This window comes from Rhodococcus pyridinivorans, assembly GCF_900105195.1.
In the GTDB taxonomy this organism is placed as follows: Bacteria; Actinomycetota; Actinomycetes; order Mycobacteriales; family Mycobacteriaceae; genus Rhodococcus; species Rhodococcus pyridinivorans.
In genome coordinates this window covers 390,265-404,797 of sequence record NZ_FNRX01000002.1, presented here as the reverse complement: position 1 = coordinate 404,797, position 14,533 = coordinate 390,265, and the positions used below count along the sequence as shown (strand labels likewise).

Sequence of the window (14,533 nt, the reverse complement as noted above, 5' to 3'; positions counted from 1 at the left end):
GAGACATCCGTGGCCGACAAGAACACCGTCACCATCACCGACTCGTCGTTCGTCGAGGACGTACTGCAGTCCGAGAAGCCCGTCCTCGTCGACTTCTGGGCCACTTGGTGCGGTCCGTGCAAGATGGTCGCTCCGGTTCTCGAGGAGATCGCGGCCGAACACGGCGACAAGCTGACCGTCGCCAAGCTCGACATCGACGCCAATCCGTCGGCCGCACGCGACTACCAGGTCATGTCGATTCCCACGATGATCCTCTTCTCCGGTGGCAAGCCGACGAAGACGATCGTGGGGGCCAAGGGCAAGGCGGCGTTGCTTCGGGATCTCGCGGACGTCCTGTAGTACCGTCCCAGGATCAACCTCTCGGATGTGCCCGTGAGCCCGTCTTCACGGGCACATCCTTCATCCCACTCCCGTTCGATGCTGCCCAGCCCTCACGCCGGGCACCGATCCTGTCAGCACGGAAAGGCCCGATACATGCGCCCTCTTCGTCACGGCGACCACGGTCCGGCGGTCGCCGAGATCCGGAGCACCTTGGCCGGCCTGGGCTTCCTGCACAACGAGCCCGAGGAGTCGGGCGACTGGATGGGATCGGACGTCCCCTTCGATCGTGAACTCGACGGAGCCGTGCGCGCGTTCCAGCAGCAGCGCGGTCTGCTCGTCGACGGGACCGTAGGCCCCGCGACCTACCGTTCCTTGAAGGAAGCGTCGTACAAGCTCGGTGCGCGCACCCTGATGTATCAGCTCTCCGCTCCGCTTTACGGCGACGATGTCGCGGCCCTGCAGACCCGTCTGCAGGATCTCGGCTTCTACGTCGACCGCGTGGACGGCTACTTCGGGCCGAAGACCCACGAAGGTCTGTGCTCCTTTCAGCGCGAGATCGGACTCGCCTCCGACGGCATCTGCGGTGCCGAGACACTGCGCTCGCTCGAACTGCTCGGCACGCGCGTGTCGGGCGGGTCACCCCACGCGATCTCCGAGGAGGAGATCGTGCGCCGCTCCGGTCCGCAGCTCAGCGGCAAGCGCATCGTCATCGACCCGGGTCTCGGCGGTAACACCCACGGCATCATCGTGCCGAGCCCTCACGGCCCGATCTCCGAGGCCGACATCCTGTGGGATCTCGCGCGTCGGCTCGAGGGCCGGATGGCGGCGACGGGCATGGAGACCTTCCTGTCGCGGCCGTACCACGTGAATCCGACCGACGTCGAACGCGCGGGCACGTCCAACGCGTTCGGTGCCGACCTCATGATCTCGCTGCGGTGCGACGCGAGCCACAGCCCCGCCGCGAACGGCATCGCGAGCTTCCACTACGGCAACTCGCACGGGTCCGAGTCGATGATCGGACAGGTGCTCTCCGGTTACATCCAGCGCGAGATCGTCGCCCGCACGAGCCTGCAGGACTGCCGCAGCCACGGCCGCACCTGGGATCTGCTGCGCCTGACGAACATGCCGACGGTGCAGATCGATCTCGGTTACCTCACCAACGAGCAGGACGCCGCGCTGCTCGCCGATCCGCGCAGCCGCGACATCATCGCCGAGGCGATCCTCATCGCGGTGAAGCGGCTGTACCTGCTCGGCCAGGACGACCAGCCGACCGGCACGTACACCTTCGCCGAGTTGCTTGCCGAAGAGTTGTCCATCTCCGACAGTCGCTAGCAGGCCCGTAGACGAGAAAAGGACCGCCTCGCAGAGTCTGCGGGGCGGTCCTTTTTCGTCGGTGTCCGGTGTACGTCAGTGAGCGCCGACGGCCGAACCTGCGGTCAGATCCGCGACGGTGAGAGAGGACTCCTCGAGGAGCCGATCGAGGGCGGCCTCCACGGCGAACTTCCACTCGTGGTCGCGGTCGAGCTCGAGACGCAGCCGCGGGTAGCGGTAGTGCGGGGCGACGACCTCGAAGCCCATGTCCTCGAGGAAGTCTGCGTCGATCATGCACTCCGTGTCGGAGCACCCGAGTGCGGCCGTCGCGTGCGGCACATCGCTCGCTTCTACGTCGGCGGTACGTCGGATCCCGAAGGCCTCGATGGCACGGACGTTACGACGGACGAGATCGGCGACGACACCGCGGATGAGGTCGGCTCCGACATCCGGCTCGTCCGCGTGCGGTTCGGTCCGCATGGATGTCAGCAGGATCGCGTCGGCGCTGACGGGCGCGGTAGGGAAGGCCTGCGCGCGGGGAACCATGCCCGGCGGAGCGTAGAGCGCGCACCCGGCGGCCTTGTCGCCGATCGTCGCGATCTGGCCGCACGACCCCCATTCGAGAAGGACCATGGACAGCCATGCTTCCTTCTCGAATTCGGGGTCGGCGAATTGCTGAACGTCGGGCGATGAGGTGGGATCCAGCTCCCAGAAAACGCACCGTCGCGCATGAGCAGGCAACTGCTCGATCCCACTCAACGTGAGCGGTGATACTCGGGTCGACACGGGATAGCTCGCCTCCACGTCTTTCGTCTACAGACTGTTGTCTTGCTCCGACGAGGAGTCAAGAAAGGTCGGTCTGAGACTCCATCATCTTCACGATGCGTTCGAGGTCGTCGACCGAACCGAACTCCACCACGATCTTGCCCTTGCGCTTGCCGAGGCTCACGGTCACGCGCGTGTCGAAGGAGTTCGACAGACGCTCCGCGACGTCCTGCAGCCCCGGCATCTGGATGGGCTTCCGACGCTTCTGCTGCGGAGCGTCGGGGGTGTCGTTGCGGTTGGCGAGCACGACGGCTTCTTCCGTCGCCCGCACGGACAGGCCCTCGGCGACGATGCGTGCGGCGAGTGCCTCCTGAGCGTCGGCACCGGCCTCGAGCGCCAACAAGGCACGCGCGTGCCCGGCCGACAGCACTCCGGCCGCCACGCGTCGTTGCACCGCGACCGGCAATTTGAGCAGCCGGATCATGTTCGTGATGACCGGCCGCGACCGTCCGAGCCGACTCGCGAGTTCCTCGTGGGTGACCTCGAACTCCTCGAGCAACTGCTGATAGGCCGCGGCCTCTTCGAGGGGGTTGAGCTGCACCCGGTGGATGTTCTCGAGCAGCGCGTCGCGCAACAGCGATTCGTCCTCGGTGTCGCGGACGATCGCGGGGATCGTGCCGAGGCCTGCCTCCTGGACGGCACGCCAGCGACGCTCACCCATCACGAGCTGGAATCGGTCGCCTTCGAGGCGGCGGACCACGACCGGCTGCATGAGCCCGAACTCGCGGACGGAGTGGACGAGCTCGGCGAGCGCTTCCTCGTCGAAGACCTGCCGCGGCTGCTTCGGGTTGGGCTCGATCCGGTCGATCGGGATCTCGAGGTACACCGCTCCGGTGGGGGAGGGGAGGGGTTCGCTTTCGGATGCCGCTCCGGACGCCCGTGCCGCGTCGTCCTCGACAGGCTCCGCCGGGGACGCGGACGCCGGCGTTCTGCCGTCGCCGATGATGAGATCGGCGGCTGCCATACCCAGACCCGAGGACGGGAGGTTCAGGACCGACGAGCCGGGGCGACGCGACGCAGCCGACTTGGACTGTCCGCCCGAAGCAGGCTTCGACGGTTCACCCGCGGCCGGTGCGGACTTGGCCGGCGCAGGAACGGCCGGAGCAGCGGTATCGGTGGGAGCGGTGGCCGTGGGGGCGGCGGCAGTGGAACTCGGGGCGGCCGTCGGCTTCTGCTCTGCATCCACCGGGGGACCGGTGGGGATGAGCGCTGCCAGACCTCGACCGAGCCCGCCTTTACGTGTCGCGCTCATCCGTTCCCCTGATTCTCGTGTACCCCGCGTGCCGCCAACTCGCGCCCGGCGTCGAGGTAGCTCATCGCGCCGCGCGATCCAGGATCGTAGTCGAGAACGGTCATCCCGTAACCGGGAGCTTCGGAAACCTTCACGCTGCGGGGAATGACCGAACGCAGCACCGCGCTGCCGAAGTGCGCACGCACCTCTGCGGCGACCTGATCGGCCAGCTTGGTGCGACCGTCGTACATCGTCAGGAGGACGGTGGAGACGTGCAGTTCGGGGTTGAGGTGCGACTGGACGAGCTCGATGTTGCGCAGGAGCTGCCCGACACCTTCGAGTGCGTAGTACTCGCATTGGATGGGTATGAGAACTTCCTTCGCCGCGACGAGCGCGTTGACCGTGAGCAGACCGAGCGACGGCGGGCAGTCGATGATCACGTAGTCGAACTCGCGGTCGCCTAGCGCCTCCTTGGTGAGGGCGTTCCGGAGGCGGTTCTCGCGCGCGACCATCGAGACGAGTTCGATCTCGGCACCGGCGAGATCGATCGTGGCGGGGATACAGAAGAGGCGTTCGTTGTGCGGGCTCTGCTGCACGGCCTCGGCGGCATTGATCTCGCCGAGGAGGATCTCGTAGCTCGAGGGCACACCGGAATAGTGCGGCACGCCCAGGGCGGTGCTCGCGTTGCCCTGCGGATCGAGGTCGACCACGAGGACCGACAATCCTTGCACGGCGAGCGCGGAGGCGATGTTCACCGCCGTGGTGGTCTTACCGACCCCGCCCTTCTGATTGGCGATCGTGAAGACGCGACGCTCGCGCGGCTTAGGCAGTGCGTTGGCATCGCTCGGATGCAGGACCTGGGTGGCGCGATGAGCAGCCGCGCCGATCGGGGTGTCGACGGTGGAGAAACCGTCGAAGGGTACGGGGGAGAAGTCGTCCTCGGCGCCTCCGGTTTCACGTGAAACAGCGGATTCAGATCCACCCGTCATAGAACACTCCTTACACGTAGATCCGCTCGGTTCGCACGCTACATCCTCGTCGCTTCCCGGTCGCGACTTCGAAGACCGGGTCGAGGCGCCGAAGGGAGAATGCGAGTCCCGGGCCCGGAGCTGTCCCCGGCCTTCCGACCACGCGCACGCATTCTCAGTTGGTTCAGTATCCCATCCGCATTCTAGGTTCCGTCGGCGACATGGCCGGGTGACGTTTCACGTGAAACGGGGAGCGGAGTTGTTTCACGTGAAACAGGCGGAGGAGCGGCTCGGTGGTTTCACGTGAAACAATCCCGACCCACACGAGTGGGCCCGAGAACCGCGAACACCCAGACTGAAATGCTCTGGTTCGCAATACTATTCACATTAGTGAGTTTCAATCGTAGTGCACAGGAAGATAATTCGTTTGATAAACACATTTCAGGGAATCTGAAACATCACAGTGACGAAACGTCATGGGGTGATCGGGTCTGGTATGACAACGTCCGAAACAACCGTTTTGCACCGGTAATGTACTCGAGTAGATTCCTCGAGTCGGAAAGAATGTCTCGGAAACGGCAACACCCTCCCGACCCGGTAGGGGAGGGAGGGTGTCGGGGCGATCGTCGCGCCAGGCGATTCGCTCAGCGCTTCTTGCGACGCCGCGCCGGCCGCGGAATCCGCTCGGCCTTCACGACGATCGTGGGTGTCGGAAGGAGATTGCCTCCGCACTCGAGCACCTCGAGATTGCCGGCACCGAGGCGAGCGAGTTCGTCGTGATCGCGGTCGATCTCTTCTCGAGCGGACGAACCCTTCAACGCCAGCATCCGGCCTCCCTCGTGGACGAGGGGGAGCGACCACTTGGCGAGCTTGGCGAGAGGTGCGACGGCACGGGAAGTCACGACGTCTGCGCCGCCCGCCTCCTGGAGGACGCTCGGCTGCTCAGCACGGCCACGGACCACGAGAATGTTCTCGATTCCGTGGGATTCGACGAACTCCGCCAGATAGACGGTGCGGCGCAGAAGCGGCTCGACGAGCGTGACCTGGAGGTCGGGACGGGCAAGTGCGAGAGGAACACCCGGCAGACCGGCACCGCTGCCCACGTCGACGACTGTCTCACCCTCCTGGATGAGTTCGCCCACCACGGCGCAGTTGAGAATGTGTCGTTCCCACAGGCGCGGCACCTCACGCGGCCCGATGAGCCCCCGCTCGACACCTGCCGTCGACAACGAATGGTGGTACCGCTCGGCAAGTTCGGTCCGATCCCCGAAGACCCGCTGCGCGACCGCCGACAGTTCCGCCTCGTGCTGTTCCACGTGAAACATCCTTTCCTGTCGGCTCACCCGAAACAACATCGGGACCCACAGCATCAGTTACGAAAAGGCGAAGAGGGACCCTGACGACGCAGAGTCCCTCTTCGGTCGGCACGGCCGACTCAATCCTTGACGATCACCACACGGCGGTGCGGTTCCGCACCCTCGCTCTCGCTGGACACACCGTCGATCTTCGCGACGGCGTCGTGCACGATCTTGCGCTCGAACGGCGTCATCGGCTCGAGCTCTTCGCGCTTGCTGGTCTCGAGCACGCGCTTCGCGGCCGACGCGCCGAGCGATGAGAGCTCGGCACGCTTGCCTGCACGCCACCCGGCGATGTCGAGCATGAGCTTGCTGCGCTCGCCGGTCGCCTGCTGCACGGCGAGACGGGTGAGCTCCTGCAGAGCGTCGAGAACCTCACCGTTGCGACCCACCAGCTTGGTCAGATCCTTACCGCCGTCGATGCTCACGACCGCGCGGTCGCCCTCGACGTCGAGGTCGATGTCACCGTCGAAATCGAGAACGTCGAGCAACTGCTCCAGGTAGTCGCCGGCGATCTCGCCTTCTTCGATGAGGTAGTCGTCATCGAGATCGGCGTCCGCCGCAGTGTCGCGCTCCTCGGGTGCCACCGCGAGGTCCTCTTCCACCTTGTCCAGGTCACTGGCCATATTCAGCTCTCTTCTACTTCGGTCAGCGCCGCTTGCGCTTGGAGTTCTTGGGTCGGCTACCCGGCTTGGGAGCGGACGCACCGGACTTCGAAGCCGCAGGGGAGCCGTCGCCGGCCGCGGCGTCCTTCTGCAGCGACACCTCGCCGGTCTCGTCGACCGTGGCATCGACGGCGTCGGACGCTGCGGCCGAGCCCTTCTTCTTGGACTTGTCGGGGCGAGCACCCGGCTTCGGTGCGTTCTCGTTCCGGCGGGCCAGAGCCGCAGCCTTCTTCTCCTCTTCCTCCTTGTCGATACGGCGGAAGACGAGGTGCTGCTGTCCGTAGGTCCAGATGTTGTTGCTGACCCAGTAGATGATGACGGCGATCGGCAGGAACGGACCACCGACGAGCACACCGAGTGGGAAGACGTACAGGGCCAGCTTGTTCATGATCGCGGCCTGCGGGTTCGCGGCGGCCTGCGCGCTCTGGCGGGAGACCGAGGCACGAGCGTTGAAGTGCGTGGCGACGCCGGCGACGATCATGAGCGGCACCGCGACGGCGGCAATTTGCCAGCGCGTCGGAATGCCGCCGAAAGGCTCGAACGCCTCGAGCGACGCCATCGGCTGCGTGATCCACGACGAAATCGGAGCACCGAACAGGCGGGCGCTCAGGAACGACTGGACGTCATCCGGGCTGAACGCATAGTTGCCGATCTGCGCGTTCTCCTCCGGAGTCAGCCCGAGCTGGCCGAAGCCGGTACCCGTGCGGTTGAACGAGCGCAGCACGTGGAACAAGCCGATGAAGACCGGGACCTGCAGCAGAACGGGCAGACAGCCCATCAACGGATTGAAGCCGTGCTCCTTCTGGAGCTTCTGCATCTCGAGTGCCTGGCGCTGCCGGTCCTTGGCGTACTTCTTCTGAAGTGCCTTGATCTGCGGCTGCAGCTCCTGCATCTGGCGGGTCGTGCGAACCTGCTTGACGAAAGGCTTGTAGAGAATCGCGCGCAGGGTGAACACGAGGAACACCACCGACAGCGCCCAGGTCCAACCGCTGTCCGGTCCTAGGAACGGGATCGCGGCGAAGACTTTGTGCCAGACCCAGAGGATCCAGGACACGGGATAGTAGATGAAGTCGAGCACGGCTCTATGTACTCCTCTGGTCGTCCATGATCGCCACGAAGAGGCGTCGGTCTCGGGTCTCGGCTCCGGTCAGGTACCCACTGGGGACGACCGATGTTTCCGTTCGGGTACCGGATCCCACCCACCAGGGTGCCAGGGGCCACACTTGAGCAGTCTCACCGATGCCAGGACCGCACCGACGACGACACCCCGCGTGCGCAGCGCCTCCACGGCGTACTCGCTACAAGTCGGGGTGAATCGACAGGTCGGCATCCGTGTGGGCGACACATAGGTGCGATAGAGCTCGATACAGAAGATCAATGCCCGGGCCGGGGCGGACCGCAGGGACCGCCACCACGACCTCCGCTCGGGCTCGGTCATGCGCGAGCACTCCCATGCGAGGCGGAAGCACCGGCGTCGAGCAGTCCGAGGCGGGTGAGACCCGACCGCACCTGCTTGTCGAGCTCACGGGAATCCGCGATGGCAGCGCCGGGTAGTGCGCGCAGCACGATGTCGGTCTCGGAGGGCAGAGCCTCGACGAGACCTGCACAGATATGACGAAGCCGGCGTGCGACTCGATGTCGAATCACCGCCGGCCCGACAGCCTTGCTCACGACCAGTCCGAAACGCGGACCGCCGACACTCACCAAGGACTCGGTGCGATCGCGTTCGAGAACGTGAACGACCAGATCCCGCCGCCCCTGACGACGCCCTCGGCGGACGGTATCCGAGAAATCCGAGTGGCGCCGCAGTCGATACGGCTCAGGTAGCACCCCGAGCTCCCGTTAGGGAATCAGGCGGTGAGAGAAGCGCGGCCCTTACGGCGACGCGCCGAAACGATCGCGCGACCCGCACGGGTGCGCATCCGGAGACGGAAGCCGTGAACGCGCGCGCGGCGTCGGTTGTTCGGCTGGAACGTCCGCTTGCCCTTGGCCACGGTCGACACTCCTCGATAATTCTGCGACGGCGCGGCAAGCACCGTCGTCCAACGTGTACGTGAATTCGCAGGATTCGTATTGCTCGACTCGAGCCGGACGAACCCGTCACCTCGGTATGAGTGACTGTTCGAGGCTACTCGGACGCGGGCGCGAAATCAAACCGCGACGAACAGCGCCGATCAACGCGACACGCCGGACCTGTTCGGCGAAAACTACTCGCCGAGAAGATATGTGATCCGGAGCACAGCTCGGGTACGCTTTGGGCCATGTCTTCGACGGCGCATCGCGACTACCTGTGCAGTCCCGCGTCTCGCTCCGTTCGACGACGATGTGCCGGCCGGTGACGGCCTGCTGCCCCGCGCCTCTTCGGGCGTCGTCGCGCAGCTTCTCCGGGCGCGTTCACCGAACACGGAGTCGGACCGCGTCGCACCGTGTGTCACACTGATCCTCGCAGACCGCCCGGGCCCACGAGCCCCGCCGAGCGAATACACACCTCCCATCCACACATCCACCGGGTGATTCCCCCGGTTGTCCACACCTGTGGATAATCGTGTGGAAAACCGGTGACCAAAGGGAGGGAAGCTGCGTGAGCGACGAGCCGAACGCGCTGGCCGATGTGTGGACGGACGTCGTATCCGAGCTGACCATCGACGACGGAATGCTGACGAAGAGCCAGAAGGCATGGCTCGCGCTGGTAAAACCGATCACGCTCGCACAGGGATTCGCGCTGCTCTCGGTGCCGTCCACCCTCGCCCAGCAATCGATCGAACGCGATCTGCGCGAACCCATCCTCCGCACCCTCAACCGGCACCTCGGTCACCGGGTCGAGGGTCTCGGTGTGCGTGTCGAACCGCGGGAACGCATGGACGACCCCGCCGAGGATCCCTACGCCGAACCCCGCGACACGCTGCCCCTCGAGGGTCTGCCGGAAGATGCACAGCCTGTGAATCCGCGCACGGCAGAGCCCCGCAGCCGTGACCCGCGCACGGCAGAGCCCCGCAGCCGTGATCTGCGTCGCGACCCTCCGATGCCCCGGGATGTCGCCGGCGCGCGGGACGGGGCTGTGGCCAGGGACGGCGTCGGGGCGATGGACGGGGGATTCACCCGGGACGGCATGCTTCCCGGTGAGGGTGCGGCCTATCGGCGACGCCTGATCTCCTCGCGCGAGCACGACATGCTCGAGGCCGACCACGGCGAACTCGAGGAGGTCGACGACGACCGGGAGGCGATGACCGCCGTCCGCGAGTCGTGGCCGTCCTATTTCACCCAGCCCCCGCCGCCCGAGACGCCGCCCATCGGCAGCAGCAGCCTCAACGCGAAGTACACCTTCGACACCTTCGTGATCGGTGCGTCGAACCGGTTCGCGCACGCCGCGGCGGTGGCCATCGCCGAGGCACCGGCGCGCGCCTACAACCCCCTGTTCATCTGGGGCGCCTCGGGCCTGGGGAAGACCCATCTGCTGCACGCCGCCGGCCACTATGCACAGCGCCTCTTCCCGGGCATGCGGGTGAAGTACGTCTCCACCGAGGAGTTCACCAACGACTTCATCAACAGCCTCCGCGACGACCGCAAGGTCGCGTTCAAGCGGCGCTACCGCGAGACCGACATCCTCCTCGTCGACGACATCCAGTTCATCGAGGGCAAGGAAGGCATCCAGGAGGAGTTCTTCCACACTTTCAACACCCTCCACAACGCCAACAAGCAGATCGTCGTCTCGTCCGACCGGCCGCCCAAGCAGCTCGCGACGCTCGAGGAACGACTGCGGACCCGGTTCGAGTGGGGACTGATCACCGACGTCCAGCCTCCCGAACTCGAGACGCGCATCGCGATCCTGTCGAAGAAAGCACGCATGGACGGCCTGAACGTGCCGCACGACGTGCTCGAGCTGATCGCGAGCCGGATCGAACGCAATATCCGCGAACTCGAGGGTGCCCTGATCCGTGTGACGGCCTTCGCGTCGCTCAACAGGCAGCCGCTCGATCTCACCCTCGCCGAGGTCGTGCTGCGTGATCTGATGCCGGATTCCTCGGCTCTCGAGATCAATGCCGCCACGATCATGGCTGTGACCGCGGAGTACTTCGGGACGTCGATAGACGACCTGTGCGGGCCCGGAAAGGCACGGCCGCTGGCGCAGGCCCGCCAGATCGCGATGTATCTGTGCCGCGAGCTCACCGACCTGTCGCTGCCGAAGATCGGGCAGACCTTCGGTCGCGACCACACCACAGTCATGTACGCGGACAAGAAGATTCGCAAGGAGATGACCGAGCGTCGCAAGGTCTACGACCAGGTGCAGGAGCTCACCGCGCGTATCAAACAGCGGTCCAAGCGCTGATTCCTCGAGCCTCGAGTTTCCATCCACAGGGAGCGTCCACAGGGCGCTCCCTGTCCCGTATCTCGAGAAATTTCCGGTCCCCACACCTGTGTACAAGGGTGTGCAGAACGTGGGATCTTTGTGGACGAACGGTGGACAAAGAATGAACAGTCTCGAGGAATCCACATTCATCCTCGAGAACTCCTCGAGTTCATCCTCGAGTTCGACGCCCTCGAGAACGTTGCCCCACCAGCCTAGACGGTCGTTCGTCCACAGATTCCACAGGCCCTATTACTACTTCTGTGAGTTCTCTTCAGAAATCTTCTTTCAAAACAGCTGTGTGGAGAGCGTCGGTCCACAGGCCCTCGAATGAGGCTCACGCCTCGAGCCTCCCGGCTTTCCAAGCAGCGAGGGAAGGCATAACGTGGACCCGCATCCCCCGGCTCCGCTCTCATCGGTGTCGGGGTTCTGTGACAGACTTCGTAGACTTGTCGAGACCACGATCGAAGGGATCCACCGGGCGATGGAGCTGGGAAGTATGAAGTTTCGTGTGCCTCGCGAGGACTTCGCTGATTCCGTTGCATGGGTTGCCCGAAGCCTTCCGTCGCGACCCCCCGTTCCCGTCCTGGGCGGTGTCCTGCTCGGAGCGGACGAACGCGGGCTGACGGTCTCGGGCTTCGATTACGAGGTATCCGCGCAGGTCCACGTCTCGGCCGAGGTCATCACCCCCGGTCAGGTGCTGGTGTCCGGCAAGCTGCTCGCCGACATCACCCGCGCGTTGCCCCACAAGCCTGTGGATGTCGTGCTCGACGGCACCCGCGTGCTCATCACGTGCGGTAGCGCCAAGTTCTCGCTCCCCACCATGCCTGTGGAGGACTACCCGCAGCTGCCCGCGCTCCCGCAGCAGACCGGTGCACTCTCCGGCGATCTGTTCGCCGAGGCCATCAGCCAGGTCGCCGTCGCCGCCGGCAAGGACGACACGCTTCCCATGCTCACGGGCATCCGAGTCGAGATCGAGGGCACCGACATGGTGCTCGCTGCCACCGACCGTTTCCGTCTCGCAGTGCGCAAGCTCGAGTGGATGCCCACCGCGGAGTCCACCAGCTCGGCCGTGCTCGTGCCCGCAAAGACCCTCTCCGAGGCCGCGAAAACTGTTGGCGGGTCGTCCAACTCCCCGGTCCAGCTCGCGCTCGGCAGCGGGTCGTCGGTGGGCGCCGAGGGCCTGCTCGGCATCGTCGCCGAAGGTCGCCGCACCACCACGCGCCTGCTCGACGCCGAATTCCCCAAGTTCCGCCAGTTGCTCCCCAACGAGCACACCGCGATGGCGACCGTCGAAATCGCACCGTTGGTCGACGCGATCAAGCGTGTCGCGCTGGTCGCCGAGCGCGGTGCGCAGGTCCGACTCGAGTTCACCGAGGGCAGCGTGATGCTGTCCGCCGGTGGCGACGACGCCGGCCGCGCCGAGGAATCGCATCCCGCGGAGTTCTTCGGTGAGCCGCTGATCATCGCGTTCAACCCCGGCTACCTGCTCGACGGTCTGACGTCGCTGCACACCGACAAGGTCTCGTTCGGGTTCACCACTTCGAGTCGTCCGGCCGTGCTGCGGCCGGCGCTCGACGAGGAGCCCGTGCCGGATTCCTCGGGTACGTTCGCCGCTCCGGACAGCGATTACACCTATCTTCTGATGCCGGTGCGCCTGCCGGGCTGACCGGCCCCGAGACTGGACCCCCGTGTACGTTCGCACCTTCTCGCTGCGCGACTTCCGTTCGTGGAGAACGGTTTCCGTCGACCTCACTCCGGGGGCGACGGTCTTCGTCGGGCGCAACGGACACGGGAAGACCAATCTGCTCGAGGCCCTCGGATATCTGTCGACGCTGTCGTCGCACCGGGTGTCCTCCGACGGCCCGCTGCTGCGGGCCGGCACGTCGCGGGCGTTCGCCGGGGCGCTGGTCGTCAACAACGGTCGTGAGCTCGGTATCGACATCGAGATCAACGAGGCCAAGCAGAACCGGGCGCGGATCAATCAGTCGCCCGCCCGGCGTCCTCGAGAGATCCTCGGCATCCTCCGCACGGTGCTCTTCGCCCCGGAGGATCTGTCGCTCGTGCGCGGCGACCCGGGTGATCGCCGGCGGTTCCTCGACGAACTGCTCAGCACGCGTTTCCCGCGGATGAGCGGGGTTCGGGCCGACTACGACAAGGTGCTGCGCCAGCGATCCGCCCTGCTCAAGACCGCGGGGGGAGCACTGCGGCGGGGGAGTCGCTCGAGCGACGGGGCGGGCGCTCTGGCGACCCTCGACGTGTGGGACGGTCATCTCGCGGCCCACGGAGCCGAGCTGCTCGCCGCGCGCATCGCGTTGCTGCACGAACTGGCCCCGCACGTGTCCGAGGCGTACCGGTCGATCGCACCCGAGTCGCGTCCGGCGAGCCTGCGTTATCGCAGCAGCCTGGCCGACGCGCTGCCGCCGGAGTTCTCCGACCCGGCCCGCACGCCCGCGCCCGACGACCGAGAGTTTCTCGAGACCGTCTTCCTCCACCGCCTCGCGGAGGTGCGGTCGAAGGAGATCGAACGCGGCGTCTGCCTCGTCGGACCCCACCGCGACGATCTCGACCTGACGCTCGGTGCCGAACCCGCGAAAGGCTATGCGAGCCACGGCGAATCGTGGTCGTTCGCGCTCGCACTGCGGCTCGGGGCATTCGCCCTGCTCCGCACCGACGGCACCGATCCCGTTCTCATGCTCGACGACGTCTTCGCCGAACTCGACCGACGGCGCCGCTCCGCCCTCGCCGAGGTCGCCGCGACGGCCGAACAGGTGCTGATCACGGCGGCCGTGCCGGAGGACGTGCCGGCCGAACTGAACGGCGCCCGATACCCCGTGCATGCCGAGGACACCGAAGAAGGTCGTATCTCTGTGCTGGGATCGGTGCAACGGGAGACGGACCCGCTCACCGGGGAGGTCGGTTGAACGACGAACAAGCAGGTCCCGAACGCGGTGCCGGGCCGGCGCGCAGCGCGGACGAGCCGGAGCCGAAGGGCATCGATCTGGCCCGCCGCGCGCTCGAGGAGGCTCGAGCTGCCGCCAAGGCGAGCGGTAAGGCCGTCGGCCAGGGACGCGCGTCGCGCGGGCCGCTGCGCCCGAAACGCCGACGTCGTGGCTGGTCGGGGCCCGGGCCGGACGACCGCGATCCCCAGACCCTCGGTTCGCTCGCGCAGTCGCTGTCCAAACAGCGGGGCTGGTCGGCGCACGTGTCCGAGGGCACCGTCATGGGAAGCTGGGCGCGGGTCGTCGGCGACGACATCGCGAGCCATGCCCAGCCGACCACACTGCGCGACGGGATCCTGCACGTCTCGGCCGAGTCGACCGCCTGGGCGACCCAGCTGCGGATGATGCAATCGCAGATTCTCGCCAAGATCGCCGCGGCCGTGGGGCACGGGGTGGTCAAGGAACTGCGGATCACCGGCCCGACGGCTCCGAGCTGGCGGAAAGGCGAACGCCACATCCGCGGCCGCGGACCGCGCGACACCTACGGGTGATCCCGGGCTCGCTCCCGGC

The 14,533-nt window shown here is 66.2% G+C and carries 15 protein-coding genes; 6 read left to right on the top strand and 9 right to left on the bottom strand.

What is annotated here, in order from left to right; genetic code table 11:
• Positions 1 to 9: 9 nt before the first annotated feature.
• Positions 10 to 339, top strand: a complete 330-nt coding sequence (gene trxA, locus BLV31_RS02510) for a thioredoxin (protein WP_006550900.1) — start codon at positions 10 to 12, stop codon at positions 337 to 339.
• A gap of 135 nt (positions 340 to 474) precedes the next feature.
• Entirely contained in the window at positions 475 to 1,653 is a 1,179-nt protein-coding gene (locus tag BLV31_RS02505; protein WP_024102537.1) for an N-acetylmuramoyl-L-alanine amidase, read from the top strand.
• A gap of 75 nt (positions 1,654 to 1,728) precedes the next feature.
• On the opposite strand, the gene BLV31_RS02500 is transcribed toward BLV31_RS02505, so the two are convergent.
• From BLV31_RS02500 to rpmH, 9 genes are all read right to left on the bottom strand, one after another.
• A complete protein-coding gene (locus BLV31_RS02500; RefSeq protein ID WP_033098129.1) occupies positions 1,729 to 2,418 on the bottom strand; it encodes a hypothetical protein in 690 nt (229 codons plus the stop codon).
• Positions 2,419 to 2,476: 58 nt separating this feature from the next.
• Positions 2,477 to 3,709 carry a ParB/RepB/Spo0J family partition protein gene (locus BLV31_RS02495; protein ID WP_072740465.1) on the bottom strand — a complete coding sequence of 411 codons (1,233 nt, stop codon included), beginning with the start codon at positions 3,707 to 3,709 and terminating at the stop codon, positions 2,477 to 2,479.
• On the bottom strand, positions 3,706 to 4,677 hold the full coding sequence (locus tag BLV31_RS02490) for a ParA family protein (protein WP_006550904.1): 972 nt from the start codon (positions 4,675 to 4,677) through the stop codon (positions 3,706 to 3,708). Before BLV31_RS02490 ends, BLV31_RS02495 begins: the two co-directional genes overlap by 4 nt.
• Positions 4,678 to 5,300: 623 nt before the next feature.
• Entirely contained in the window at positions 5,301 to 5,981 is a 681-nt protein-coding gene (gene rsmG, locus BLV31_RS02485) for a 16S rRNA (guanine(527)-N(7))-methyltransferase RsmG (RefSeq protein ID WP_064061424.1), read from the bottom strand.
• A 110-nt stretch (positions 5,982 to 6,091) separates the two neighbouring features.
• Positions 6,092 to 6,637, bottom strand: a complete 546-nt coding sequence (locus tag BLV31_RS02480; protein WP_006550906.1) for a Jag family protein — start codon at positions 6,635 to 6,637, stop codon at positions 6,092 to 6,094.
• 22 nt (positions 6,638 to 6,659) lie between these two features.
• Positions 6,660 to 7,754, bottom strand: a complete 1,095-nt coding sequence (gene yidC / locus BLV31_RS02475) for a membrane protein insertase YidC (protein ID WP_064061425.1) — start codon at positions 7,752 to 7,754, stop codon at positions 6,660 to 6,662.
• A 69-nt stretch (positions 7,755 to 7,823) separates the two neighbouring features.
• On the bottom strand, positions 7,824 to 8,114 hold the full coding sequence (gene yidD / locus BLV31_RS02470; protein WP_006550908.1) for a membrane protein insertion efficiency factor YidD: 291 nt from the start codon (positions 8,112 to 8,114) through the stop codon (positions 7,824 to 7,826).
• Positions 8,111 to 8,506: a ribonuclease P protein component gene (gene rnpA / locus BLV31_RS02465; protein ID WP_024102541.1), complete on the bottom strand. Its 396-nt coding sequence runs from the start codon at positions 8,504 to 8,506 to the stop codon at positions 8,111 to 8,113. Before rnpA ends, yidD begins: the two co-directional genes overlap by 4 nt.
• A 20-nt stretch (positions 8,507 to 8,526) precedes the next feature.
• On the bottom strand, positions 8,527 to 8,670 hold the full coding sequence (gene rpmH / locus BLV31_RS02460) for a 50S ribosomal protein L34 (protein WP_006550910.1): 144 nt from the start codon (positions 8,668 to 8,670) through the stop codon (positions 8,527 to 8,529).
• 659 nt (positions 8,671 to 9,329) lie between these two features.
• Here rpmH and dnaA point away from each other — a divergent pair.
• From dnaA to BLV31_RS02440, 4 genes are all read left to right on the top strand, one after another.
• On the top strand, positions 9,330 to 11,003 hold the full coding sequence (gene dnaA, locus BLV31_RS02455) for a chromosomal replication initiator protein DnaA (protein ID WP_217636626.1): 1,674 nt from the start codon (positions 9,330 to 9,332) through the stop codon (positions 11,001 to 11,003).
• A 502-nt stretch (positions 11,004 to 11,505) separates the two neighbouring features.
• A complete protein-coding gene (gene dnaN / locus BLV31_RS02450) occupies positions 11,506 to 12,690 on the top strand; it encodes a DNA polymerase III subunit beta (RefSeq protein ID WP_024102543.1) in 1,185 nt (394 codons plus the stop codon).
• A gap of 22 nt (positions 12,691 to 12,712) precedes the next feature.
• Positions 12,713 to 13,945, top strand: coding sequence for a DNA replication/repair protein RecF (gene recF, locus BLV31_RS02445; RefSeq protein WP_006550913.1), 1,233 nt, complete (start codon positions 12,713 to 12,715; stop codon positions 13,943 to 13,945).
• Positions 13,942 to 14,514, top strand: coding sequence for a DUF721 family protein (locus BLV31_RS02440; protein WP_006550914.1), 573 nt, complete (start codon positions 13,942 to 13,944; stop codon positions 14,512 to 14,514). Before recF ends, BLV31_RS02440 begins: the two co-directional genes overlap by 4 nt.
• Positions 14,515 to 14,533: the final 19 nt, after the last annotated feature.